Source organism: Rhizobium sp. 25PS6 (assembly GCF_032464655.1).
In the GTDB taxonomy this organism is placed as follows: Bacteria; Pseudomonadota; Alphaproteobacteria; order Rhizobiales; family Rhizobiaceae; genus Rhizobium; species Rhizobium laguerreae.
Genome location: NZ_JAWDIV010000005.1, coordinates 26,722 through 51,972 on the forward strand (window position 1 = coordinate 26,722; position 25,251 = coordinate 51,972).

23 protein-coding genes and 2 pseudogenes are annotated in these 25,251 nt (G+C 61.2%); 10 read left to right on the plus strand and 15 right to left on the minus strand.

From position 1 onward, the window contains the following. Positions 1–48: 48 nt before the first annotated feature. The 8 genes from RWK44_RS08710 to RWK44_RS08745 all read right to left on the minus strand — a co-directional run bounded on the left by RWK44_RS08710 (position 49) and on the right by RWK44_RS08745 (position 5,549). Positions 49–789, minus strand: a complete 741-nt coding sequence (locus RWK44_RS08710; RefSeq protein ID WP_221942689.1) for a metallophosphoesterase family protein — start codon at positions 787–789, stop codon at positions 49–51. A gap of 2 nt (positions 790–791) precedes the next feature. Beyond that, a complete protein-coding gene (uraH, locus tag RWK44_RS08715; RefSeq protein ID WP_316028681.1) occupies positions 792–1,148 on the minus strand; it encodes a hydroxyisourate hydrolase in 357 nt (118 codons plus the stop codon). Beyond that, the gene (locus tag RWK44_RS08720) at positions 1,145–1,666 is read right to left on the minus strand and encodes an ureidoglycolate lyase (protein WP_221942691.1); all 522 of its coding nucleotides are present in this window, start codon (positions 1,664–1,666) and stop codon (positions 1,145–1,147) included. Before RWK44_RS08720 ends, uraH begins: the two co-directional genes overlap by 4 nt. Continuing rightward, the gene (locus RWK44_RS08725) at positions 1,650–2,012 is read right to left on the minus strand and encodes a HepT-like ribonuclease domain-containing protein (RefSeq protein ID WP_020051203.1); all 363 of its coding nucleotides are present in this window, start codon (positions 2,010–2,012) and stop codon (positions 1,650–1,652) included. The genes RWK44_RS08720 and RWK44_RS08725 overlap by 17 nt, the downstream gene beginning before the upstream one ends. After that, on the minus strand, positions 2,009–2,515 hold the full coding sequence (gene uraD, locus RWK44_RS08730; RefSeq protein WP_221942693.1) for a 2-oxo-4-hydroxy-4-carboxy-5-ureidoimidazoline decarboxylase: 507 nt from the start codon (positions 2,513–2,515) through the stop codon (positions 2,009–2,011). The genes RWK44_RS08725 and uraD overlap by 4 nt, the downstream gene beginning before the upstream one ends. Beyond that, complete coding sequence (gene puuE, locus RWK44_RS08735) at positions 2,515–3,438, minus strand: allantoinase PuuE (protein ID WP_316028682.1); 924 nt, start codon at positions 3,436–3,438, stop codon at positions 2,515–2,517. Before puuE ends, uraD begins: the two co-directional genes overlap by 1 nt. Before the next feature lie 110 nt (positions 3,439–3,548). Then, complete coding sequence (locus RWK44_RS08740; protein WP_316028683.1) at positions 3,549–4,256, minus strand: DUF1045 domain-containing protein; 708 nt, start codon at positions 4,254–4,256, stop codon at positions 3,549–3,551. Positions 4,257–4,370: 114 nt separating this feature from the next. Then, entirely contained in the window at positions 4,371–5,549 is a 1,179-nt protein-coding gene (locus RWK44_RS08745) for an NAD(P)/FAD-dependent oxidoreductase (protein WP_316028684.1), read from the minus strand. Between RWK44_RS08745 and mnmD the strand changes: the two genes are divergently transcribed. From mnmD to RWK44_RS08760, 3 genes and pseudogenes are all read left to right on the plus strand, one after another. Continuing rightward, entirely contained in the window at positions 5,548–6,264 is a 717-nt protein-coding gene (gene mnmD / locus RWK44_RS08750) for a tRNA (5-methylaminomethyl-2-thiouridine)(34)-methyltransferase MnmD (protein ID WP_316028685.1), read from the plus strand. The genes RWK44_RS08745 and mnmD overlap by 2 nt on opposite strands. A gap of 79 nt (positions 6,265–6,343) precedes the next feature. After that, a pseudogene (locus RWK44_RS08755) lies at positions 6,344–6,596 on the plus strand (type II toxin-antitoxin system ParD family antitoxin). Continuing rightward, positions 6,593–6,900, plus strand: a pseudogene (locus RWK44_RS08760) (type II toxin-antitoxin system RelE/ParE family toxin). Before RWK44_RS08755 ends, RWK44_RS08760 begins: the two co-directional pseudogenes overlap by 4 nt. Here RWK44_RS08760 and RWK44_RS08765 read toward each other — a convergent pair. After that, complete coding sequence (locus RWK44_RS08765; RefSeq protein WP_316028686.1) at positions 6,894–10,271, minus strand: PAS domain-containing hybrid sensor histidine kinase/response regulator; 3,378 nt, start codon at positions 10,269–10,271, stop codon at positions 6,894–6,896. The pseudogene RWK44_RS08760 and the gene RWK44_RS08765 sit on opposite strands and share 7 nt — an antisense overlap. Before the next feature lie 319 nt (positions 10,272–10,590). Between RWK44_RS08765 and RWK44_RS08770 the strand changes: the two genes are divergently transcribed. Beyond that, on the plus strand, positions 10,591–10,899 hold the full coding sequence (locus RWK44_RS08770) for a hypothetical protein (RefSeq protein WP_168330357.1): 309 nt from the start codon (positions 10,591–10,593) through the stop codon (positions 10,897–10,899). 126 nt (positions 10,900–11,025) lie between these two features. Here RWK44_RS08770 and RWK44_RS08775 read toward each other — a convergent pair whose 3' ends face one another. Both RWK44_RS08775 and RWK44_RS08780 read right to left on the minus strand, forming a co-directional pair. Next, the gene (locus RWK44_RS08775; RefSeq protein WP_316028687.1) at positions 11,026–12,411 is read right to left on the minus strand and encodes an MFS transporter; all 1,386 of its coding nucleotides are present in this window, start codon (positions 12,409–12,411) and stop codon (positions 11,026–11,028) included. A gap of 194 nt (positions 12,412–12,605) precedes the next feature. Beyond that, entirely contained in the window at positions 12,606–13,553 is a 948-nt protein-coding gene (locus RWK44_RS08780; protein ID WP_222000759.1) for a dihydrodipicolinate synthase family protein, read from the minus strand. Positions 13,554–13,715: 162 nt separating this feature from the next. Between RWK44_RS08780 and RWK44_RS08785 the strand changes: the two genes are divergently transcribed. The 3 genes from RWK44_RS08785 to RWK44_RS08795 all read left to right on the plus strand — a co-directional run bounded on the left by RWK44_RS08785 (position 13,716) and on the right by RWK44_RS08795 (position 17,994). Next, positions 13,716–14,744 carry a LacI family DNA-binding transcriptional regulator gene (locus RWK44_RS08785; protein WP_131664520.1) on the plus strand — a complete coding sequence of 343 codons (1,029 nt, stop codon included), beginning with the start codon at positions 13,716–13,718 and terminating at the stop codon, positions 14,742–14,744. Positions 14,745–14,898: 154 nt separating this feature from the next. Beyond that, complete coding sequence (locus RWK44_RS08790; protein ID WP_316028688.1) at positions 14,899–16,014, plus strand: DNA alkylation repair protein; 1,116 nt, start codon at positions 14,899–14,901, stop codon at positions 16,012–16,014. Positions 16,015–16,260: 246 nt separating this feature from the next. Further along, positions 16,261–17,994: a DEAD/DEAH box helicase gene (locus RWK44_RS08795; protein ID WP_168284960.1), complete on the plus strand. Its 1,734-nt coding sequence runs from the start codon at positions 16,261–16,263 to the stop codon at positions 17,992–17,994. A 54-nt stretch (positions 17,995–18,048) separates the two neighbouring features. On the opposite strand, the gene RWK44_RS08800 is transcribed toward RWK44_RS08795, so the two are convergent. Continuing rightward, the gene (locus RWK44_RS08800; RefSeq protein ID WP_168284950.1) at positions 18,049–18,951 is read right to left on the minus strand and encodes a DMT family transporter; all 903 of its coding nucleotides are present in this window, start codon (positions 18,949–18,951) and stop codon (positions 18,049–18,051) included. Positions 18,952–19,337: 386 nt separating this feature from the next. Here RWK44_RS08800 and RWK44_RS08805 point away from each other — a divergent pair, with 386 nt between their 5' ends. Genes RWK44_RS08805 through RWK44_RS08815 form a run of 3 tightly spaced genes read left to right on the plus strand, consistent with a single transcriptional unit; the run spans position 19,338 to position 22,525 of the window. Next, a complete protein-coding gene (locus tag RWK44_RS08805) occupies positions 19,338–20,747 on the plus strand; it encodes a circularly permuted type 2 ATP-grasp protein (RefSeq protein WP_064247914.1) in 1,410 nt (469 codons plus the stop codon). Further along, entirely contained in the window at positions 20,747–21,688 is a 942-nt protein-coding gene (locus tag RWK44_RS08810) for an alpha-E domain-containing protein (protein WP_020051219.1), read from the plus strand. Before RWK44_RS08805 ends, RWK44_RS08810 begins: the two co-directional genes overlap by 1 nt. Before the next feature lie 12 nt (positions 21,689–21,700). Next, entirely contained in the window at positions 21,701–22,525 is an 825-nt protein-coding gene (locus RWK44_RS08815; protein WP_020051220.1) for a transglutaminase family protein, read from the plus strand. Between the two features lie 193 nt (positions 22,526–22,718). Here the strand turns inward: RWK44_RS08815 and RWK44_RS08820 are convergent, their stop codons facing one another. The 3 genes from RWK44_RS08820 to araD all read right to left on the minus strand — a co-directional run bounded on the left by RWK44_RS08820 (position 22,719) and on the right by araD (position 25,221). Beyond that, on the minus strand, positions 22,719–23,129 hold the full coding sequence (locus RWK44_RS08820) for a type II toxin-antitoxin system VapC family toxin (RefSeq protein WP_316028689.1): 411 nt from the start codon (positions 23,127–23,129) through the stop codon (positions 22,719–22,721). After that, the gene (locus RWK44_RS08825) at positions 23,126–23,368 is read right to left on the minus strand and encodes a type II toxin-antitoxin system Phd/YefM family antitoxin (protein WP_168284952.1); all 243 of its coding nucleotides are present in this window, start codon (positions 23,366–23,368) and stop codon (positions 23,126–23,128) included. Before RWK44_RS08825 ends, RWK44_RS08820 begins: the two co-directional genes overlap by 4 nt. Before the next feature lie 113 nt (positions 23,369–23,481). Beyond that, complete coding sequence (gene araD, locus RWK44_RS08830; RefSeq protein ID WP_020051223.1) at positions 23,482–25,221, minus strand: L-arabinonate dehydratase; 1,740 nt, start codon at positions 25,219–25,221, stop codon at positions 23,482–23,484. Positions 25,222–25,251: the final 30 nt, after the last annotated feature.

A 25,251-nucleotide genomic window follows, 5' to 3' on the forward strand; every position in this document is an offset into this window, starting at 1 on the left:
AGAGCATGATGTCGCCCGAAAACCGCACACACTTTTCGGCATCATGCTCTATCTCACCCAGCCCGTTGCCAGCGCGCCGGCCCAGTCGGCACGGCCCCTTTTAGCGGCCAGTGCCGACATCGCCATATAGTCATAGGCGACGGTCCGGAACTGCCATGTCCATCCGCCCGCCGCCTTTTCCAGAATGGCATAACTCGCCAGCGGATGGCCGGCTTCCACCTTGTGATAATAAGGCAGTTCGTCGTCATAGGCCGGGCATCCGACGCTGCCGGGATTGACGATCAGGCGGCCATCGGAGAGGCGCACAGCACGGGGAATGTGGCTGTGGCCGCAGAGGATCAGCGGCAGGTCGATGCCTTCGGCCAATGCCTCGATCGCCTCGAACGGCTGCAGGAGGACGAAGCCCTCCGGCGAGACCGATTCCAGCCAGTAGAGATTGTCGTCCTTCGGCGTCGCGTGGCACAGATAGACCTCGCCGCGATAGACGAGATCGAATGGCAGGCTGCGCAGCCAGTCGAGATGAGACGACGACAATTGACCGTAGGCGGCCGCATCCGAAGCATGCATTGCCGCCGGCTCCTGCTCGATCAGATAGCGGTCGTGATTGCCGCGGACCGACGTCAGGCTAAGCGGCATCAGCAAGTCTGCCGTCTTGCCGGCATCGAGCGGGCCGCTGAAGAAATCGCCGAGATTGACGATCTCCTCGATCTCCTGCGCACGAATATCAGCAAGCACGGCCTCGAGCGCCAGATGGTTGCCGTGGATATCGGCAATTGCCGCAAAACGCATCTCTAGCTGCCTCGGTAGGTGGAATAGCCATAGGGCGATATCAGCAGCGGCACATGGTAATGCGCTGTGACGTCGGCAACGCCGAAGCGGATCGGCACGAGATCGAGGAAGGCGGGATCCGGCAGCGGCGTGCCGCTGGCCCTCAGATAATCGCCGGCGTGGAAGACCAGTTCATAGGTGCCGGCCCGAAAATTTTCGCCGATGAGGATGGGGCCGCCATCAACCCGGCCGTCGGCATTGGTCTCCACCGTCTTCAGATGCCTGCGGATCTCGCCGTCAAGCTGGAAAAGATCGATCCTCAAGCCCTCGGCCGGCTTGCCGAGAGCGGTGTCGAGAACATGTGTGGTCAGTCCGGTCATGGGGCTGGCTCTTTGATGATATAAGGGGTTTCGAAGAAGTATTCTTCCAGATTATTGCCCGGCCCGTCACGGTCGACGACCAGGAAATCTGCGGCTTGGCCGAGCGCCATCAGCGGATGGTGCCAGACGTTGCGGCGATAGTTCACGCCCTGGTCGCCGCGCGCCAGAAACACCTGCGGCCTGCCCGGGCGACCGTGCTCATCCTCGGAGACGACGACGAGAAAAGGACGGCCCGAGACCGGCGAGAAACTCTGGCTGCCGAAAGGATGGCGCTCCATCATGGTGACTTCATAGGGGAAGTTGCGCGGCTGGCCACGAAAGAGGTTGATGATGACGCGCGCACCCTCGCCCGTCGCCTCGGCGGCGGCGAGCGCATGGAAACGCTCCGTCGTACCGCCATTGATGAGCCGCATCGAGGCGGGATCGGCTTCGATCACCTCGCCGAAGGGAGCAAAGGCGGATCTCGTAAGCCGACGGATGTCGAGATGTGGGGGCAATCGCTCACTCACCTTGGGCATGCCAGTGACGGATGGCATCGATCGCGGAAAGAAGCTCCGGCAGCGTGCGATACGTCGCCTCCCAGATGTCGGAAGGATCGAGATCGAAGACGCCGTCGAGGATACGGTTGCCCGTGCCGCAGATTTTCGTCCACGGCAGATCGGGATGCTCGCTCGCAAATTCCGGATGAGTCACCAGCAAGCGGGATGCCGCGGCACCGATGGTGAAGTGGCAAAAGGTGACCGCCTTGAAAGTGAGCTTGTCCCCGGCGAACGCCGTCCCATCCATTCCGCCGACGAAAGACAGCGCTTCGGATGCCGCCTCATACATCTCATTGAGATAGTCGATCGCGCGCCGCTCGTTCATTCAACCTCCGGCAGCATCGTCGTCAGGCGCAGCAGTGCGATCCGCTCGACTTGCGCCGTCGCGGTCGCAAATTCCGCGTCCCTGCCGTTGCCGATCCGTGTTTCGAAGGCCGACAGGATATCGTCCTTGCCGAGCCCCTTGACGGCGATGATGAAGGGAAAGCCGAATTTTTCGACATAGGCCGAATTGAGTTCGGTGAAGCGGGCATGTTCGGCCGGGCTCAGGCGGTCGAGACCGGCGCCGGACTGCTCCTTCCTGCTGTCTTCGGTGAGTTCGCCCGCTATCGCGAGGCGCCCGGCAACGGCAAGGTCAGGATGGGCGCTGAGCACGCCGAGGCGCTCCTGCGGGCTTGCAGCCCGGAAGACAGCGGTTAGCGACGCATGCACGCCGGTTGCCGTCAGCGGCTCCGTCAGGTGGCCGGCGTCATAGGCACGCTCGGCGATGAAAGGCGAATGTTCAAAGACGCCGCCGAAGCGGGAAACGAAATCCTCGCGCGACATCATCAGAGCGCTTCCGGCTGATGATGCTTGTGCCAATGCTCGGCGATCTCGATGCGGCGCGGAATCCAGACCTTGTCATGCTTCAGCACATATTCGATGAAGCGCTTCAGCGCTGCCGCCCGGCCGGGACGTCCGACGAGGCGGCAATGTAATCCGACCGACATCATCTTCGGGCTGCCCGCCTTGCCTTCCTCATAAAGCGTGTCGAAGGCATCCTTCAGATAGGTGAAGAACTGATCGCCGGCATTGAAGCCCTGCGGCGTCGCAAAACGCATGTCGTTGGTTTCGAGCGTATAGGGGATGATCAGGAAGGGTTTCCCGTCGACGCCCTTCACCCAGTAAGGCAGGTCGTCGGCGTAGGAATCGGAGGAATAAAGGAAACCGCCCTCCTCCTGCACCAGCCGAAGCGTATTGTCGGAAGGCTTGCCCTGATACATGCCGTAGGGCCGCTCGCCGGTAAGCTCGGTGTGCAGGCGCACGGCTTCGAGGATATGCTTGCGCTCCAGATCTTCAGGAAAATCCTTGTATTCCAGCCAGCGATAACCGTGGCTGGCGATCTCCCAACCGGCCTCCTTCATCGCGGCGACGGCCTCGGGGTTGCGGGCCATCGCCAGCGTCACGCCGTAGATGGTTGCCTGCACCTTGAGATCGGTGAACATCCGCCAGAGCCGCCAGAAGCCGGCACGCGAACCGTACTCATAGATCGATTCCATGTTGAGGTTGCGCTGCCCTGGCCAGGCGGCCGCACCGACGATCTCCGACAGCAGGTTTTCGGAAGCCGGATCTCCGTCGAGGATCGAACTTTCGCCGCCCTCCTCGTAGTTGATGACGAACTGCACGGCGACGCGTGCCTCGTCCGGCCATTTCGGATCGGGCGTCAGACGCCCGTAACCGACGAGATTGCGCGGATAGGTCTCGGATACCATCAAATCACCTTCTGAAAAGACGGGGAACGGTAGCATCCGCAGCCGGAATGTCGAGACGGAAACTGCGCAACGGAATTTACCGTTACGGAACAAATCCTTAGAGCGGATACTCAGGCGATCTTGCGCGCACTGACCTTGCCCATCGGATGCAGCGAATGAACACGGAAAGGACCGCCAGTGCCCTCCTCGATCATCAGCGCCACGTTCGAAACCGTGATAGGTTCGCAGAGGACAGGCTCGAAGATCGTCCGCAATACCGGCTCGATGCGCGGCATGTCGATCGCGTTGACGGGGCCCGTCACCGGCATATGAAAGCGGAACTCCTCCATCACATAGGGATTGCCCCAGCGATGCAGATTGGAAAATTGCGTCGCCGACAGCCCGTCCGGATCGCTGCGTTCGATCTCGGCCTCGCTGAGCGGTGCGCGGAAACGATCGAATTCCTGCACGATCGCCGAGGCGAGATACTGGATCTGCTCGCAGGGCGTGCTCGGCAGCAGGCTGTAGAAATTGCCGAGCCGGGCGACTTCGATACGCGGAATCTGGAAGGGAACAAAGGTCCCGGAAAAACGCATGAGATCGCGCAGGAGTTGCGATTCGGGCATGTCGCGGGACAAGTGGAACGGCGCCTTCAAAACGCCGTGAAATCCGTAGCGCCGCGGCACGGCGGTATGGAAGGCGATCTCGTGAATGCCGAGGCCACGAACTGCCGGAGGCTCCATCATATCGCCCGAAAACACGTTTCGGCCAAGCCAATTGGCGGCCACGAGCGACAACGGGTCGCTCGCCGGAGGCGTGAAGCAAATAGCATAGCGCATGCAATTTCCTCCATCAAGGAAGTGAGCGCCGTTCAGATCCGGCGCTGTCGATGCGCAAGCAGATAGGTGATTTGCATGACAGAATAACGAAAGGCAGCGGCGTCTAATTCACGTTTAACGTGAAGCCACCGCGATGTGGCTTGAAATTGCGAAGCTTTCCGGCAGCAAAAATCCGCAGTCTGTATCGCCTGCGATACATATCGCCGCCTCCGCCAGCCGGTGGGCGAGGCCGAAACTGACCTTAAAGCCGCCGGTCAGCGCGATCAGGCGCCGGTGGTCGGGATGGCGACCGATCATCGGATCCCGATCGATCGCCTTCGGGCGAAGCCCGGCCCAGCGCTCGACAATAGGGGCGTCGCGAAGCATCGGTACGATGTCGCGCGCCGCTTCGATCAGCACGTCGAGCTGGACGTCGGTGGATGTAGGATCGTCAAAACGGTTCTCACTGGTGCTGCCGATCGCCGCGTGCCCGCCCTCATGCGCGACGACATAGAGCCCGTCGAGGAAGATCGTCGGCAGCGCCGGGTCGATATCGGCTTTCAACAATGCCGCCTGCCCCTTCACCGGCTGGCCGAGCGGTTGTTTCAGCCCCGGCGTCAGGCCCTGCAACAACGGAAAGGACTGATGGCCAGCGGCCAGGATGCAGTGACTGAAAACGATGGTTTCGCCGTTGATTTCGGCCGTACCGCGATCGGGATCGAGGCCGGCAACCGTCGCATGCTCCAGGATGCGAACATGCTTTGCCCGCCGCAGGAAGGCGATGAGCGCTGCGACCAGCAAGCGGGGCGCAACGCGGGCGGCGAGCGTGTCGTGCACGAAGCCGCTCTCGCCGGCAGACGCCTCAATCCAACCGTCTACATCAGGCCCGTCGAGCACATGCCAGTGGAAGCGGCGGTCGCCCGCCCGCCAATGGCGTTCGGCGTCCTCGAAATGGCCACGCGCTATTGTATTGAGATGCGGTTTCGGCAGCGGGATAAGCCGTCCGGAACGGCGGTAACCGGCAGAAAGTTCGGTCTCGGCTTCGAGCGCGGCGATCTCGGTTTCGAGCGAGACCAGCGCATCGAACTGGAACTGCTTCTTCTCCGACCACCGGTCCGGCATATGCGGCATCAGCGCGCCGAGCAGGCCGCCGCTTGCACCTTCGCCCAATCTGCCGGCATCACTGATAACAGTCCGGATGCCCCGGCGCTCGGCATGGACGGCCGCCCAGAGCCCCATGATGCCGCCGCCGACGATCAGCAATTCTGAGGACGATTGACGTGAGACCGGCGCAGGATTATCGGCATTTTCCATGACAGACGTGAACCCCGATCAGATTGGCGCAGGCGCCCCGCAGCCGCTCGAATGGCGCGACGGCGATATGCCCTATTCCACCGCCTTTGGCGATCATTTTTATTGCCAGACCGACGGGCGGCTGGAATGCGGCCATGTTTTTCTCGCCGGCAACGGCCTGCCGGAGCGCTGGAACGAGCGGCAGACATTCCTGATCGGAGAACTCGGCTTCGGCACCGGGCTGAACTTCGCCGAGACCTGGCGGCAATGGAAACTCCACCGTGCAGATGGCCAGCACCTGCATTTCATCTCCTTCGAACTCCACCCGATGCGCGGCGAAGAAATCGGCCGGGCGCTGTCGCACTGGCCGGAGATCGATGCAGAACGCGAGGCCCTGACGTCGGCGTGGCCGCAAGCGCCCGATGGCATCGTTGAGCTCGATCTCGATGCCCAGACGACGCTCAGCGTGGTCTGCGGCCATGCCTTGGAGGGCGTGGCCGCAGCCCCGCCCGGCTTCGACGCCTGGTATCTCGACGGCTTCGCCCCGTCGCGCAACAGCGATATGTGGTCGGAGCAACTGATGCGGCTCGTCTGCGAGAAAAGCGCAGCCGGTGGCACCTTCGCCACCTATGCGGCGGCTGGCTTCGTGCGCCGCAACCTCATCGCCGCAGGTTTTGCCGTCGAGCGCCGCAAGGGCTTTGCCGGCAAGCGCGAAATGCTCTGCGGCATCAAGTAAACTCGGGTAAGTGCGATCGATTCAAACGGCTCTGCTAACAGTTATCACTCTGTGCGATAATAGTCCGAGAGGAACCAATATAGCCAGCAGCGCGAATCTTGGACAGCAACTCGAAAACTATGTGAACGAACTCACTCGTGAAATCGGGGCGTTACAACTCTCGCAGCGAAGTTCCGCGGGAAGGTGTCCGGCTTGTCGAGGAGCGGGAAAAACGGTTGATGGCGCTCGATCTGGCAATCAGCCAGGGGATCGCCGACGCGGAAGCAGGCAGCTTTAAGCCCATCAGCGATGTCGCCGCCCGCCTTGCGGCCAAATATGACGGCCGTTCGTGATCGTCTTGATCACCACCCAGGCGGAGGCGGATCTCGAACGTATTGGCGACTATATCGCTGAGGACAATCCGCAGCGGACGGCAAGCTTCATCCAAGAACTGCTGGAACGGTGTGAGCGTCTGGCAGAAACGCCGAACGGTTTTTCATTGGTTCGACGTTACGAACACACCGGCCTTCGCCGCCGTCCTTACGGCAACTGTTGATCTTTTATCGCGTCGGCGAGGATCGTATCGAGATCCTGCATATCCTCAACGGCGCTCAGGATTTCGAGAGCATCCTGATTTCCGAAGGTTCGAATCAGTAGCTGGTGCGCTCCGGCTGCTGCTCGCTCGTTCCGAGCCACTGGCGGATTTTTTCCTCGAGCAGCTCGGGGCTGATCGGCTTCGACATGTAGTCGTCCATGCCGGCGTCGAGGCAGAGTTCGCGGTCACTTTCGAGCGCATGGGCGGTGACGCCGATGATCGGCACCCGGTGGCCCGGCCCCTTTTCCCTTTCGCGGATCGCCCGGGTCGCCTGATGGCCGTTCATGACGGGCATCGAGACGTCCATCATGATGATGCGCGGCGTATGCCTCTCCCAGGCGGCGACCGCCTCCTCGCCATTCTCGACGACGAGAAAGGAAAGACCCGTGCCTTGCAGGATCTGTGTGAAGACGATCTGGTTGACCTCGTTGTCCTCGGCGACGAGCACGTCGACGAATTCAGCGGTCCGTTTCTGCGGCAGAGGCGCCGGCGCCGGCGCGGCCGCTTCCGTCTGTAGCCGGGCAAACTCAGCCTCGGATGCCTGCTTGACGCGGCTGGCGCGCACCACCTCGACCACGGTGTTGCGCAGCACGTTGGCGCGCGCCGGCTTCATCAGATGCGCGTGCCCGTTCAACGCCGCAAATTCTTTTTCCGTGCCCGAAATATCCATCGACGTCAGGAAGATGATCGGCAGTTCGACGAAGCGGGGATCGGCGCGCAGCCGGCGCGCGACATCGGCGCCGTTCATATCGGGCATGTGATAGTCGAGCACGACGGCATCGACGGTAACGCCGAGACCGGCCGCCGCCTCCAGGATCGCAAGCCCGGTCCCGCCGCCCTCGGCGGCCACGCCGTCGAAACCCCAGAGAGACAGCTGCTCGGTGAGGATTCGCCGGTTTACCTCATTGTCGTCGACGACGAGGATACGCGCACCCTGCACGTTGATCGGCAACGGCTTCGGCTCAAGGCGGGCGGCCGCCACCGCAAACGGCAGGTTGATGGTGAAGACGGAACCCTTGCCCCATTCGCTTTCGACGTTGAGATAACCGCCGAAAAGGTCGACGAGCCCGGCGGTGATCGCAAGACCGAGGCCTGTTCCTTCATGCCGCCGGGTCGACGAGGCGTCCACCTGCGAGAATTTATCAAACACCGATTCGAGCTTCTCAGGCGGGATACCGATGCCGGTATCCTCGATGCGGATGCACGCCATGATCTCGCCGCCGGCGGCCGCCTCGAAACCGACATCGACGAAGACATGTCCGCGCTCGGTGAACTTGACGGCGTTGCCGACCAGATTGGTGACGATCTGGCGGAAACGCCCGGCGTCGCCGATCACGGCGGCGGGCAGGTCGGGTGCGGCCCGCACCAGGAGTTCGATGTTCTTCTCGGCGGCGTGCGAGGACAAGAGTGTCGCCACGTCCTCCACCGCTTCGGTGATATCGAAGGCGGCCTTGCGCAGTTTCATCTGCCCGGCGTCGATCTTCGAGAAGTCGAGGATATCGTTGATGATCGTCAGCAGCGCATTGCCCGACTTGACGATGATATCGACGAAGGTCTTCTGGCGCGTATCGAGATTGGTCTTGGCGAGCAGCTCCGCCATGCCGAGCACGCCGTTCATCGGTGTGCGGATCTCATGGCTCATATTGGCAAGGAATTCGGATTTGGCGCGATCGGCGGCTTCGGCGCGCGACAGCAGCTGGCGCAGCTCCTCCTCGCGGCTCTTGAGGTCGGTGACGTCGGTAAAAAGCGCCACCCAGTACTGCCCCTTGCTGACCGTCGCATCCATGTTCACCCAGCGCTCGCCGCCGACATGGAAGGCCGTGGAGATCGGCAACCTCGCCGCGATATTGTCGCGCCAACCCTGCAGAATCTCGGCCGCGTCCTCGTGGAAATCGCCGCGCGCCGCGCAGAATTCGAACATGCCGAGCCAATCCTGCCCGGTCTCGATATAGGTGGCGGGAATCTCCAGGATATGAGCCAGCGCCTCATTAGACATCTTGATAATGCCATCCTGGACGATGGCGAGGCCCTGCGGCATGGCGTGTGTCGCGTCGCGCATCATCTCGCCGAGATGTTCCAGCGCGGCACGGGCCTCGTGGACTTCATTTTCCCGCTCACGCACAGCCGTGATGTCAGCATAGGTCAGCAGGATCCGGTCGTTCGAGATACGGCGGCTATCGAAGATGACGGATTTGCCGCCCGCCCAGCCGAGCTCGATCGGCTCGGGCTCCTCGGTTTCGAACAGGTGCTTGCGGAAAGCGTAGATTTCCTCGGGCGTCTGCGTGCCGTCGTAGCGGCCGAGCTCATAATTGCGGCGGATGACGTCGATGAAGGGCCGGCCGTCGAAGGGATCGTCGAGCGGCAGCTCCCAGATGCTGTAGAATTCGTCGTTGACGTAGAGGATCTGGTGGTCGTTATCGAGGATCAGCACGCCGACCGGCAGCGAGCGCAGGATATTCTCGATATCCCGGTGCAGCACTTCTTCCTGCTTCCGCGCTTCGATCAGTGCCTTCTCCCGCTCCTTGAGCGGTGAAATATCAGAAAAGGAGCCGACGACATAGGCTCGCCCGTCCGCCGTCACGACACGCTTGACTCGCGAGATCACGGGATGGATGCGGCCATCCTTGCTCGGCATTACGCCTTCCAGCTCCTGCGACAGGTCTTGTTCCAGCGACAGCCGGTTTTCCTGGTAGATCGCCTCGCCGCCCTCCGGGCCGAACATTTCATATTCGGTCATTCCCAGCACCCGCGAGCGCTCATGGCCGCTGAAAGTCTCATAATACTGGTTGGCATAGACGAGGCGATGTTTCTCGTCGCGCACGAAAACCGCGACGGGCAGATCCTCCATGATGGTGCGCAGCAGGTCGCGTTCGTCGACGCTCGCGTGCCAGCTCGAATCGCTAGGGGCTACCGTTTTCTCGCCGTTGCGATAGGCGGCGTTGACGACCAGAGGCCGGCCGTCTTCGGCGAAGATGCCGATCGGGTGGTCGAGCTTTTCCAGCGCCTCGCGCACGCGGGCGAAATCGCCGGCAAGGCCATGATCACCGGCGCCCTTCCCGTCTCCAAGGGCTCGGCGTGGCGTCTCGCGCACTTCGAAAATGCCGAGCACATAAGCCCGGTCCGGCGACGGCGAGAAGCTTTCGATCTGGATGCGTTCGTGGCCGACACCCGCCGCATCGAAGCAGATGGCGTTTTCCTCGGTGCCGAACACCAGTGCGCGGCGTTCCTTGTCCTCGCGCTCCTCTTCCTCGGGACGGTCGAAGAGCTCGCGGCTGCGCCTGCCAATGAAATCGGAGATCTCGCGGCCTAGAAAACGGGCATAGGCCTCGTTGACAGCGATATAACGCAGTTCGCTGTTCTTGACATAGGCCGGGGTATCCAGATCAGCGATCCGGCGGCAAGCCAACTCCAGAAGTTCCCCGGCTGATTTCAAAAAATATCGCTCCCGCAATAAATGAAATATCGACTACAAAAACTATAACGCCAAGGCTTTTAACAAGGTTTTAACCATAAATTTCGACAGCGGAATTTTACGAGCCGGCTCACCAAGCTGAAGATAATTCGGGATTACCAGCCCCGGCTTGCACGAGACTGAAAGGACACCCGTCACAAATCCTTTCGACGTCGGGATCCGTTGAAATCATGACGAAAATTTAATGCCGAAACCGCTTGCGCGGCCATTGCGCCGCCGCGATCCGGGCCGAGTCTTCGGCATGGCTTTATGGAAGCCATGCCCATGAAAGGAAAATACCATGTCCGTTCTTCATAAGACCATGGCGACGGGCCTGATCGCGCTGACCTTTGCCGGCGCCTCGCTCGCCACCGCCACCACCGCCGATGCCCGTCCACGCGATGCCTTCTGGGGCGGCCTTGCCGCTGGCGTCGTCGGTGGCGCCCTGCTGTCGGAGGCCGCCCGTCCCGCCTACCCGGCCTATCCCGTCTATCCCGCTTACCGTCCCTACCCCGTTTACCGGACCTATTACCGGCCGGACTATTGCCACTTCGAATGGTTGCACGACGATTGGGGCAATCCCTATCGCGTCAAAGTCTGCCAGCGATAGCGAAAACCGCATCCGGCGCCGCTTGCTCCCCCGGCGGCGCCGACCCAGTGCCCTCAACGACGACCAAATGAAACTGGCGGATTTTCATCCGCCAGATCAAAGCCGATCAGACCGTATTTTCAACCGTTACGGAGAAAGTTCCTCCAGTACGCGGTCCTTGGTTTCTACCGCAAACAACATCGTGATGATTGCACCGACGATCAGAATGGCTGCGAAGCTCGCAAAGACATACTGGATGCCCATGGAAGACATCACCGTACCGACGAGGATCGGGCCGGCCGATGATCCCAGGCGAAGCCAGGCACTGCCGGTTCCGGTTCCCAATGCCCTGAGGCGCGTCGGGTAGATCTCTGCCGAGTACAGGTAAAGGGAGAATGTGACGGTCTGAACGATCGCATAAGCGAGACCGGCTAGAACCAAAACCTGAATGGGAGAGGTCGCGCCGAGCCATGCGAGAGCCAGCAGCGGCACGGGAGCGAGAAGCAGCGCCCCCGTATACCAGCGCTTGCGTCCCACCTTGTCGATGAGCAGCGCGCAGATCACAGCGGCGATTACGCCTCCGACTGATGTCAGGAAACCATAAAAGATGCTGGTTTGAAGCGGCAGGTTGAAGACCTGTCGATACAGGGTTGGCAGCCAGGTGATCGTACCGTTGGCGACCGTATAGGCGGTGAACCACATGGCCCAGATGGAAAGCGTCCGCTTCAAGTAGACGCCCTGGAAAAGCTCGCGCCAGTCCGACTTGCGGTGGACCGGCGCTTGGATGAGCTTCGGTTCGGGCAATTCCTTGCCGGCTGCACGAGCACTTTCTTCCATGCGGGTGACGATAGCGTTTGCTTCGCCATAGCGGCCGTTGGCAGCTAGCCAACGCGGTGATTCCTTCAGGAACCAGCGCAGAGGAACCATGATGATTGCCGGAACGAGACCGACGACGAACATCGCCTTCCAGCCGTAAACCGGTACCATGAAGTAGCCGATCAGCCCGGCGCCGACGAGGCCCAGCAGGAACATGACCTCATAGAGGAGGAAGAACTTGCCCCGCCCCTTTGATCCGATCAACTCGTTGATATAGGCGCTGGCGACCGGGACCTCACCGCCGGTGCCGATCCCCTGGACGAAACGGAAGGCCATCATCATGCCGGCCCCGGCAGCAAACAGGCATGCGACATCCATGCTGACGAACAGCAGGATGGTGAACAGAAGAACTTTCAGCCGGCCGATCTTCTCGGCGAGCCAGCCAAACAGGATCGCACCGATCAACTGCCCCAGATAGCCCATCGACAGGATCATGCCTGTCTGTGAAGGCGTCAGGCCCCACTCGCGGACGAGGACGGGCATGGCATAAGCGATGGCGATGACCGTGTAGCCGTCGAAGAACGTTGCGGCGCCGATGATATTGCGCGCCCAGAATACCTCGCGGGTGATGGGAAGGCGCTCCAGACGAGCGCTGATTTCGGCCTGAGGATCAGCGGCATTCGCCATCTCGTCCGGCATAGGCTGCATGACATTCATTGGTTCCTCCTTCTCGCCCCGTGGCCTACCACTCTCCCAGCCGGGGGCGCTCCTGCTTGATGGTTGCTACTGCGCGTCAGTTCGTCCTGTCAGAGCAATGGCCTTCAAAGACGTTCAAGTCTGCCTCGGCGGGTTTCCATGGTTTCCTCCCCTTAGGAATGCGCCCCTGCGACCTGCGCAGGGGCGTCAAGAGGTCACTCGGCAGCCAGCAACTGGTCAACGCGGCCAATACCGGCGGCGTCGAAGGCAGCAAAGATCTCTGCTTCGGCCTTTTCGCCAAGGTTCTTCAGCGGCTCGCGGATCGTGGCGTGATCGAGGATACCACGGTGGACAAGGCCGAGTTTCAGGGCCACGGTGCCTTCCATGTGAGAGCCGCGGTGATAGACGGCACGCGTCACCGGAAGGAGGCGTTCGAAGATCTTGCGCGCTTCCGGATAGTCCTGCGCCTTGCCAGCTTTGATCAGGTCGATCAGCAGTTCGGGCGCGATATTGCCATAACCGACGAGCAGACCGTCGACATCGAACATGGTTGGCAGCAGCCATTCATCATGGCAGCTCAGAACCTGCAGCTTTGGATTGGCTTTCTTCAGCTCCGGAATTTCGACATACCAGCGCTTCATATTGCGCACGCCGTTCTTGGTGGCGACGACGCCTTCCTGTGTGGCAATCGCAAGCTGTGTATCCAGGTCGTATGATGCCTTGGTGGCGTCGGGATATTGGAACAGGATGCACTGGAGGCCAGACTCCTGCCAGATTGCCTTGTAGCGATCCTGAGGCGCTCCCTTCTGAAAGCCGAAACGCAGCCAGCCGTGGTTCGGATAGACGAGTGCGCCGGTGGCACCAGCCGCCTTGCATTTCCTGGCCTCTTCAGCGGCGACCCTCGTGCCTTCACCGGTAATCCCGGCAATGATCGGAACGGCACCGTCGACCGCTTCGACATAGGTGCGGATGAGAGCAAGGCGCTCTTCTTCCGTGAGGAAGGTGCCCTCGCCGGCATGGCCGAGGATGACGAGGCTTTTGACGTCCTCCATCGAGACCAGCCATTTGGCGATTTTGGCGTTGGCTTTGTGATCAATTTCACCGTCGCGGGTGAAAGCGGTAACGGGGGCCGGGCTCAGCCCGCGCATATCCATCGGTTGCATATTTGGTCTCCTCCTTCGTGCAATCGCGGTTCGCTCGCGATCGGTATAGGATCGTTTACGGGAACGTTCCCACTATCGTTCTCGAATTCTCTGGAGTCAATATCTTTTTTGGTGCATGCTGGACAGTGGCGGCCGATTGCCGACTCGAATGGAAAAGGCTCAATGAATTCAAAGACGGATGAAGTTCCGGGGCAGACCCGCGTCACTATTCACGGCGTCGCTGCCGCGGCCGGCGTCTCCAAGTCTACCGTGTCCCGCATTCTCGACGAAAGGCTTCCCCGCTCCGACAGCGAGACCGCGCGTCGCGTGCGCAAGGTTGCCGAACAGCTGGGATACGTTCGGGACGTTTCTGCAGCGAGCCTTAGGCGCGGCAACACAATGACAATCGGGGTGATCGTGCCCAGGCTGACGGATACGGTCATGGCCATGCTTTACGAAGCTCTGGCCAAGGCCTGCAGCCGTAGTGGCCGCTTCGCGATTGTCGCAACCACCGACGACAAGCCAAAGGCAGACCGGCTTGCGGCCGAGTCTCTGCTGAAGCGCGGTGTCGATGGTCTGATTCTTTCGACGGCGCGGGAAGACGATGACTTTCCGGACGAACTGGCAAAACGCGGTATTCCCTATGTCCTGGCGCTCCGGACGGATGGCCACAGCCTCTCGTCGGTCGGCGACGACAGGCTCGGTGGTTACCTCGCGGCCCGCCACCTCCTCGATCTCGGCCATCGCAAAATTGGTGTCATTGCCGGTCCATCCTATGCCTCCAGTTCGCGAGGCCGCGTGGAGGGCTTCCGCCACGCCCTGGAAGAGGCTGGATTGAATGCAGATCCCTCATACATCATTCCCTCGACATTCGGCATCGAGTCCGGTGCGGTAGCCGTCGAAACCCTAATGCACCTTAGTCCGCGCCCAACCGCTATTTTCGCGGTCAACGACAATACCGCCATCGGCGCCTTGTCGGGACTGACGAAACTTGGCCTTTCCGTGCCGCAGGACATCTCGATCGTAGGCTATAACGACATTCCGATTGTCAGCCACCTCTCCACGCCGCTGACGACGTTGCGGGTGCCGTTCGAGCAAATTGCATCAAACGCCCTTGATCTTCTTGCCGGTGACAACAGTCCTGCCGACGAGCGTATTCGGATCTCGGCCCCAACCCTCATTCCAAGGAAATCGACGGCACCGATACGCTAAAGCTCGCGACACACGCACACACCACTATCTACACACGATGATCGAGTGGGTGCGATCACTCTATTCTCCGATAGCAAATCGCCAGATGTTTTCGCAGACCATGCTGCCCTTATGCGGCCGGCATGCGGCGGCGGCATAAAGAGGAAGGACCAGCATGCCGGAACCGCTCAAAAACTTGCTGCATGAGGCATTGGTCGGTGATATGGCCGATCGCATTGCTGGCAACGCGCCGACTTTCGATAAAAGCCGCTTCGTGATGCTGGCGACCGAGGGCCTCACCGCGCTGGAGCTGATGGAGCGCTCGGCCCTGATCCGCGACGCGCTGTTTGCAACACTCCCCGGCGATTTCCGGGAGGCCGCAGCTATTCTGAAGGCGAGCCTGCCTGCCGCCGGCAGGCCGGGGCTCTCCGGCTGGATGCTGCTGCCGGTCAATCAGTTCATCGCCGCATGCGGCCTTGATCATTTCGATCTCGGTCTCGATCTCCTGAAGGCGCTGACGCCGCATTTCACCGCCGAATTCGGCATCCGACCCTTTATCCACCGCGACCAGCAGCGCGCGCTGGCGATCATTTCCGGCTGGCTCGACGATCCCGACCAGCATGTGCGCCGGCTGGCGAGCGAGGGAACGCGGCCGCGCCTGCCCTGGGCGATGCGCCTGCCGCAGCTCGTCAAGGATCCGGCGCCGATCCTGCCCATCCTGATCGCGCTGATGGATGATCCGGAGGATTATGTGCGGCGATCCGTGGCCAACAGCCTGAACGACGTCGCCAAGGACCACCCGGATCTGGTCGCCGCCTTCATCGCCGGCCATATCGACGGCGCTTCATCCGAACGCCGCTGGCTGCTGAAACATGCCTCGCGCACGCTTCTGAAGAAAGGCCACGCGCAGGCACTCGCCAATTTCGGCTTCGCCGCCACCGCTTCGCTCGAATGCGAACTGCGGCTCAGGAATGCTGAGGTGATGTTCGGCGAAGGGCTGGATTTCGAAATCCGGGTGACGAATGCCGGCGAGATCACGCAATCGCTGATGATCGACTACGCCATTCATCACGTGAAGGGCGATGGCTCACTTTCGCCCAAGGTCTTCAAATGCAAGACGATAATGCTTGCTCCCGGGCAAAGCCACGCGATTGAGCGCCGCCACGCCATGCGGCCGATCACCACGCGGCGCTATTATCCCGGCAAACACCGCATCGCCATCCTCGTCAACGGCGCGGAGACCGCATCGCAAAGCTTCGTCCTCGTCATGCCCTCAGCTGACCCGGGCTGAGGCTTTCTTGTGCACTGCACTTGACTTTCCACGCGAACTAGCCCAAATGCGGGTCAGCTTTCACCCTTCCGGCCGCCGCGTGAGCGTGCCCCTGCTGAAAAATACAGATGCAGGAAGAAGGGACAAAAGCGCATTTCGATAGAGTGCCGCACTCCCATGAGCGGCCAGAAGCGCTGGAAAGCTTTTTCCAACTCACAAGTTCCCACTTCACGCGGGGTTCTTGACGCCAGAATGAAACCGGATCGCATGGTGCGTTCCGGCGATAGTCATTGTGGCGCCCCGAAAGGTTATACCTTGACTAATTTTGAATCGCTTGGTGTCTCCAAGCCGATCGTCGCTACTTTGTTCCAGCTCGGCATCGAAACGCCGACGCCGATCCAGGAACATGCCATTCCCCTCCTCCTCGAAGGCCGCGACCTGATCGGCCTTGCCCAGACCGGCACCGGCAAGACGGCCGCTTTCGGCCTGCCGCTGATTGAAAAGCTGCTTGCCGACGAACGGCGCCCCGACAACCGCACGACGCGGACGCTGATCCTTGCGCCGACCCGCGAACTGGTGAACCAGATCGCCGAGAGCCTGAAGAAGTTCATCCGCAAGTCGTCGCTGCGCATCAATGTCGTCGTCGGCGGCGTCTCGATCAACAAGCAGCAGCTTCAGCTTGAAAAGGGCACCGACATTCTCGTCGCCACGCCCGGCCGACTGCTCGACCTCATCAATCGCCGCGCGATCACGCTGACTGCGGTTCGCTATCTCGTGCTCGACGAAGCCGATCAGATGCTCGACCTCGGCTTCGTGCATGATCTTCGCAAGATCGCCAAGATGGTGCCGAAAAAGCGCCAGACCATGCTTTTCTCGGCCACCATGCCGAAGGCGATTGCCGATCTCGCCGGCGAATATCTCGTCGATCCCGTCAAGGTCGAAGTCACGCCTCCAGGTAAGGCTGCAGACAAGGTCGAGCAGTACGTTCATTTCGTCGCCGGCAAGAACGACAAGACGGAGCTGCTCCGCAAGTCGCTGACCGAAAACCCCGATGGCCGCGCCATGGTCTTCCTGCGCACCAAGCACGGTGCCGAGAAGCTGATGAAGCATCTCGAAAACATCGGCTATTCCGTCGCCTCGATCCACGGCAACAAGAGCCAGGGTCAGCGCGAGCGGGCGCTGAAAGCCTTCCGCGACGGTAGCATCAAGACGCTGATTGCCACCGACGTCGCCGCCCGCGGCATCGACATTCCGGCCGTCAGCCACGTCTACAACTACGACCTGCCTGAAGTGCCTGACGCCTATGTCCATCGCATCGGCCGTACGGCGCGTGCCGGCCGCGACGGTATCGCCATCGCTTTCTGCGCCCCTGATGAAGCCAAGCTGCTGCGTGATATAGAGCGCCTGATGGGCATCGACATCACTGTCGCAAGCGGCGAAGCGCCGGCAAACATCAGCGGCGGACCCCGTCGCGCCAACGGCAACGCCAACAACCGCAATCGCAATGGCGGCCAGGGTCGCGAAGGTCAGGGTCGTGGCGAAGGCCGTGGCGACCAGAACCGTTCGGAGCATCGCGGCGGCCGTCAGGAACGCCGCCCGCGCCGCGAAGGTGAAGGCAGCGAAGTCCGCGCCGGCGGCGAGGAGCGTCGTCCGCGTCCGGAGCGTCCGACTAGCCGCAACGAGGATTTCCGCGGTCAGCGCCGCGGTGAAACTACCCCGGATCTCGGCCCCGACAATGATCTGACCTCGACCTCCGATTTCCGCGCCTCTGCAAAGCCGCAGCGTCCGGCCCATCACGGCGCCCATGCCAATGGTGAGCCGAGCGGTCATCACCGCGGCAACAGCCGCCATGCCCACGGCCGCCCGGCCCGCAAGCATGGCGAGGACCGCGGCCCGCAGCAGGCCCAGGCCGGCGAACCGCGCCGCGACGGCAACAGTGGCAACCGTCGCGGTGGCTCCGGCTCCCGCAGCGGTGGCGGGCAGCGCCGCGAACGCGCCTGATCGTCGAACGATTGAAAATCAGAAAGGCCGGGGATATCTCCGGCCTTTTTATTATCACGCCTCCGCGGACCTATGCTCGCTGAACGCCTTGCGGTTCGTGAGATAGACGCCTGTCACGACGACCACGGTGCCGACGATCAGCGGCAGGGTCAGCGGTTCCCCGAAGGCGATGAAGGCTTCGAGAGCAACCGCTGGCGGCATCAGGTAGATCAGTGAGGCGGCGCGTGACACCTGACCCCGGCGGATCAGATAGAGCAGCAGTCCGACGCCGCCCATCGACAAGCCGAAGACCGACCAGGCCAGCGCGCCATAGGCCTGCGCGGCGGCGTCGAAATGCTGGTGCTCGAGGATCAGCGAAAGCGGCAGGGTGAGGATCAGTGCGCCGATATATTGCAAGGTCGCGATGGTTCTAAGGTCGCCGGATTGCAGGTGTTTCTTCTGATAGAGCGTGCCGTAGGTGACCGACGCCATGGCGACGAGGTTGATCGCCAGCGGCAGGGCGGCATGCGTGAGATCGGCGGTCGCCGGATCAAGCAGCTTCGGCGAAATGGCGATGGCAATGCCGACGAAGCCAAGGGCAAGGCCGAGCTTCTGTGCCGGCTGCAGCCGCTCGCCGATGAGGAAGGGAGCTGCCATCGCCGTCAACAGCGGCTGCAGCGCTGCGATGATGCCCGATATGCCGGCCGGCACGCCATTGGCGATCGCCCACCAGAGACCGGCGAGATAGAAACCATGCAGGAAGAAGCCGGAATAGACGGCGCGCAGCGCCGTCGCCCGGCTGTTCGGCCATTGCGCCCGCACCACCAGGCAGAGTGCCAGGAATGCCGCCGCCGACAGCGCGTAACGTATCGAAAGAAAGGTGAAGGGCTCGGAATGCAGCGAGGCGTATTTCGCCACCACCCAGCCCGTGGACCAGAGCAGGACGAAAACGGCGGGGGCAAGGCGATCGAAGGACATGGGGCGGCTCGGGAGAGAAGGGTCGCCGTGCTGATAGCCCCACCCGGCGGCTGCCGTCAAAGGCGAAGCGTTGATGTTTATTTGAAATTTCGCTGATGGCAGAGACCTAGTGGCGGTCGCGCTAGCCGGCGTTTACCACGGAGGGCGGGCGGGGAGCCCTACGCGCGTGACCATATTCGACCGTCTTGACCGAATGAAAAGCGATCACATGCTCAGATTTTACGCAAGCTTGGGGATCACCCCATCCGTCATGCCGCACTGCATCACTTAGAATGCCCAGATTTTCACCCGTTTCCCGCAGCGCAAAATCTTTTCCTCGAACTGCGCATGGTTCTTGCATTGCCATTTGCGTTGTATTCAAATGAAGAAAAAGGGGAGCCGCGCTTTTGGCATTTGATGAAATGATTACCGGGGACGAAAGTCCTCGCCCGCCTTATGAAAAATACTTCGAGTGGTACAACAGCCAAGATCGGGCGCATCTGATTGCCAAGTCCCGCGATGCGGAAAACATCTTCCGGAAGACCGGCATCACCTTCGCGGTCTACGGCCATGCCGACAGTTCCGAAAAACTCATCCCCTTCGACATCATTCCCCGCATCATCTCCGCCCGCGAATGGCGCAGGCTCGCGCAAGGCATCGAGCAGCGGGTGATCGCGCTTAACGCCTTTCTCGACGATATCTACCACAAGCAGGAGATCATCCGCGCCGGCCGCATCCCGCGCGAACTGATCGAGAACAACGTCACCTTCATCCCCGAAATGATCGGCTTCCGGCCGCCCGGCGGCGTCTACACCCACATCGTCGGCACCGACATCGTGCGCACCGGCGAGGACCAGTTTTACGTGCTGGAGGATAATGCCCGCACGCCCTCCGGTGTCAGCTACATGCTGGAAAACCGAGAAACCATGATGCAGATGTTCCCGGAACTCTTCCACGAGAACAAGGTGCAGCGTGTCGAGGATTATCCCTACCTGCTGCGCCAGAGCCTCGCCTCGCTCGCCCCTCCCGGCTGCAAGGGCAAGCCGCGTGTCGCCGTGCTGACGCCGGGCATATACAATTCCGCCTATTACGAGCATTCCTTCCTCGCCGACATGATGGGCGTCGAACTGGTGGAGGGCGCGGACCTGCGCGTCATCGACGGCAAGGTGAAGATGAGGACGACACGCGGTTACGAAGCGATCGACGTACTCTACCGCCGTGTCGACGACGACTTCCTCGACCCCCTGACCTTCCGCTCCGATTCCGCGCTCGGCATTCCGGGCATCATGGATGTCTACCGCTCCGGCAACATCACCATCGCCAATGCGCCGGGCACCGGCATTTGCGACGACAAGGCGATCTATTCCTATATGCCCGAGATCGTCGAATTCTATACCGGCCGCAAGGCGCTGCTCGAAAACGTGCCGACCTGGCGCTGTTCGGAAGCCGACAGCCTGAAATATGTGCTGGAACACCTGGAAGACCTCGTCGTCAAGGAGGTGCACGGCTCCGGCGGCTACGGCATGCTGGTCGGCCCGACTGCATCGAAGAAGGAGCGTGCCGATTTCGCCGAGAAGCTGAAGGCCAAGCCGAACAATTACATCGCCCAGCCGACGCTGTCGCTCTCCACCGTGCCGATCCTCGTCAACAAGGGCATCGCGCCGCGCCACGTCGACCTTCGCCCCTATGTGCTTGTATCCGACAAGGTACAGATCATTCCGGGCGGGCTCACCCGCGTGGCGCTGAAGCAAGGCTCGCTGGTGGTCAATTCCAGCCAGGGCGGCGGCACCAAAGACACTTGGGTATTGGAGGACTGATGCTCGGAAGAACAGCAAACGGCCTCTACTGGATGTTTCGTTACATCGAGCGTGCCGAAAATATAGCCCGCCTGATCGATGCGGGGTTGCGTATGTCGCTGACCCGCAGCAGCACTGGCGATGACAATTGGGATGGCGTGCTGCAAAGCGCGGGCGTGCGCGAGGCTTATGACGAAGGCCACAACAAGCTGACCAACGCCGACGCGATCGACTATCTCTTGCGCGATCACACCAATCCGTCGAGCGTCATGTCTTGCATCGATTCGGGCCGCAACAATGCCCGCATGGTGCGCACGGCGCTGACGCGTGAGACCTGGGAGGCCACCAACGAATGCTGGATCGACTTGAAGTCGCTGCTCGAAAAGCGCGTCAAGGCGGCCGAGATGCCAGAGGTGATCGATGTCATCAAGCGCCGCGCCGGGCTCATCCGCGGCGCCTTCCATGGTTCGACACTGCGCAACGAGCTCTATAATTTTGCCCGCATCGGCACCTTCATCGAGCGGGCCGACAATACCAGCCGCATCCTCGACGTGAAATATTACGTGCTGCTGCCCTCGGTTTCGTCAGTCGGCTCCTCCCTCGACAACGTGCAGTGGGAATCGATTCTGCGCTCGGTCTCGGCGCACCGCGCCTATAGCTGGGCCTATGACGGCGAATACCGGGCGATGAACATCGCCGATTTCCTGACGCTGAATGTCCAGATGCCGCGCTCGCTTGCCTATTGCTACGAGAAGATTGTCAGCAATCTCGGCTATCTCGCCCAGAATTACGAGGAGCGGCTCCCTGCCCACGATACCGCGGATTCAATCCGCACCACGCTGCAGACGAGGGCGATCCGGGATATCATGGATCAGGGCCTGCACGAGTTCCTGGAGGATTTCGTCTCGCGCAACAACAAGCTCGGCGCGGAAATTTCCGACGGCTACCGGTTCTATGCATAAGCGGATAACAATATGAGATTGAAGATCAGCCACCTCACCGAATACCGCTACGACGGACCGACGCAGTTCTCGCTGCAAAGGCTGCGGCTGACGCCGCCGACCAGCCCCGCACAGAAAGTGCTCGGCTGGGCCCTGAACGTCGAGGGTGCCACGCCGGAAGTAGAATATGACGACCAGTACGGCAATCACGTCAACCTCGTCTCGCTGGAAGGCGAGCAGGAGGTGACGCGCATCCTGGCCGAAGGCGAAGTCGAGACCGAGGACAATAACGGCGTCACCGGCCCGCATACCGGTTTCTGCCCGCTTTGGCTCTTTCTACGCGACACGCCGCTGACCAAGGGCGGCAAGCTGGTAAAGGAACTCATCAAGGGCGTCAGCGGTGACAATGAGCTTGCCCGCATGCATGCGCTGATGGCGGCGATCCACGAGACGGTCGATTATAAGCCCGGCACCAGCAACACCGAGACGACGGCCGAACAGGCGCTGGAGAGGAAGAGCGGCGTCTGCCAAGATCATGCGCACATCTTCATCGCCGCTGCCCGCGCCCTGCAGGTGCCGGCGCGTTACATCTCCGGTTATTTGATGATGGAAGAAAAGATCGAACAGGCTGCGACCCATGCATGGGCCGAGGCCCATATTCCCGGCCTCGGCTGGGTCGGCTTCGATCCCGCCAATGAGATCTGCCCGGATGCGCGCTACATTCGTGTCGCCTCCGGTCTCTGCTATCGCGACGCCGCGCCGATTTCAGGCATGCGCATCGGCACGCCGGGCGAAACGCTGTCGGTCACCGTGAAGGTCGAGGATGGCGGACAGATGCAAAGCCAGAGCCAGAGCTGAGCCTACAGACAGCTTTACCGCACCCTACGATGGTGCCGATAGAGTAGCTGCCGAGTTCGTCGCGACTTCTGGTACGCGGCGCACGTCATAATTGCCGTTTGTCAATTTTTCGTTACAAACTAACTCGATTTTAAGGCCGCAGGCATAACCTTGTCTGGGGCGACGCTTGGTGTATTTCGGCTCCACCCAAAGCCTATCCCGCTGCAAGAACCTGAAGGTGACCGCGCACACCGTGGCTGAGGATCGCCTGGTCGGCCGTCAGCAACGGTACGCGATGAAAACGGGCCGTAGCGGCGATGATGCGGTCCGCGGGGTCGGCATGAAACTCGCCGGGTAGCCGGACACTGTCTATCGTGATCGAGGGCTCAATCGGTGCAAGCTGGATTCCGGGCAGAGACAGCGCGCTGTCGATCCATCGCCCCACATCGTCGCCGAGCGCCAGGCGTCCTTTCTGCACAAGCATCGCGATTTCCCAAGGCGTAATCGCCGAAATCAGGATCCGGCTTCTCTCCGTCATCTCGTCGATAATGCGCCGGGCCTGTGAACCGAGGCGTGCATCGTCCTGCATTGCCCAAACGAGGATATGCGTATCGATGACGATCAACGAACGGCGTCCCAATCCGAGGGTTCAACTGCCGGAGACAGCGGATCGTCATAGCGCAATACGCTGCCCTTCATCGCGCCGATGATACTTCTGCGTCTGCTGGGGCCAGGTGCCGGCGAAAGCACGGCAACTGGCCTGCCGCGTTTGGTGATGACGATAGATTCATCGTCCTTCCCCATCTGGTCGATAAGGTTCAGGCATTTCGCCTTGAACTCCGCCGCACCGACCGTCTTGGACATGACTATATCTCCTGTACATCTGTACGGAATAGAGAGCCATTTCCACATTGAACAAGTGCAAAGAAAAAGACGGGGTCGTGCCCCGCCTTTTTCTCGTTATGGATTGAACCGCGCTAGTGGCTGTCCTTGCCGACAGCGTTTCCGCGACATCCCTTGAGGAAGTCGAGGTCGGCGCCGGTATCGGCCCCTTCGACATGCTGCTGATGCAGGAAGGCATAGCCGGATGTAGGCAGATCATGGTTCGGCTGCCATTCGGCCAGCCGCCTTGCCAGTTCTTCCTCGGAAATGTCGAGATGCAGACGACGGTTCGGCACGTCCAGCTCGATCATGTCGCCGTTTTTCACGACCGCCAGCGGCCCGCCGACAGCCGCTTCCGGCGAGGTGTGCAGGACGACGGTACCGTAGGCCGTTCCGGACATGCGGGCGTCGGAAATGCGCACCATATCGAGGATGCCCTTCTTCAGCACCTTCGGCGGCAGCCCCATATTGCCGACCTCGGCCATCCCGGGATAGCCCTTCGGCCCACAGTTCTTCATGACCATGATGCAGGTTTCGTCGATGTCGAGGTTATCGTCATTGATCTTAGCCTTGTAGTCATCGATATCCTCGAAGACAACAGCCCTGCCCTTGTGCACCAGCAGATGCGGCGAAGCCGCCGAAGGCTTCAGCACCGCGCCCTTCGGCGCGAGGTTGCCGCGCAGCACGACGATGCCGCCCGAAGCTGTCAACGCCTTTTCGGCCGGCAGGATAACGTCTTCATTCCAGTTGACGACGTCCTTGACCTCGTCCCAGACGGTTTCGCCGGATACCGTCAGCGCATCCTTGTGCAGGAGGCCCGCCTCGCCGAGGCGCTTCAGCACCACCGGCAGGCCGCCGGCATAGAAGAACTCCTCCATCAGGTATTTGCCCGACGGCATCAGGTTGACGATGGTCGGGACGTCGCGGCCGCAGCGGTCCCAGTCGTCAAGCGAAAGATCGATGCCGACACGGCCGGCGATGGCGAGCAGGTGGATGACGGCGTTGGTCGATCCACCGATGGCCGCGTTGGTGCGGATGGCATTCTCGAAGGCTTGCTTCGTCATGATCTCGGAGGGCTTCAGGTCGTCCTTGACCATCTGCACGATACGCCGGCCGGTCAGCTGCGCCATGACCTTGCGGCGGGAATCGACGCCCGGGATCGCCGCATTGCCTGACAGTGCCATGCCGAGCGCCTCGGCCATGGAAGCCATAGTGGAGGCGGTGCCCATGGTGTTGCAGGTGCCCGACGAACGGCTCATCGAGGCTTCCGCCTCAAGGAATTCGGCCTGCGTCATCTCGCCGGCCTTCACCATTTCGGAAAACTTCCACAGATGCGTGCCCGATCCGACGCGCTCACCACGGAAATAGCCGTTCAGCATCGGTCCGCCTGTGACGACGATCGAGGGCAGGTCGCAGGAAGCCGCCCCCATGATCAGCGACGGCGTGGTCTTGTCGCAGCCGACCAGCAATACGCAGCCATCCATCGGCTGACCGCGGATCGCCTCTTCCACCGCGAGCGCGGCAAGGTTGCGGTACATCATCGCGGTCGGGCGGAAGGTGTTTTCGGATGCCGAGAACACCGGCACCTCAAGCGGGAAGCCGCCGGCCTCCCATACGCCCGCCTTCACCTTCTCGGCGAGTTCTCTGAGATGGCCGTTGCACGGGGTCATATCCGACCAGGTGTTGAGGATGCCGATCACCGGCCGGCCGTCGAACAGGTCGTGCGGATAACCCTGGTTCTTAAGCCAGCCGCGGTGATAAATCACGTCGCGGCTCGTACCGCCGTACCATTCCTGCGACCTCAGCCTGCGCGGCCATTCCGCTTTCTTTTTCATCGTCTCTATCCTTCAGGATATCGCCGGACC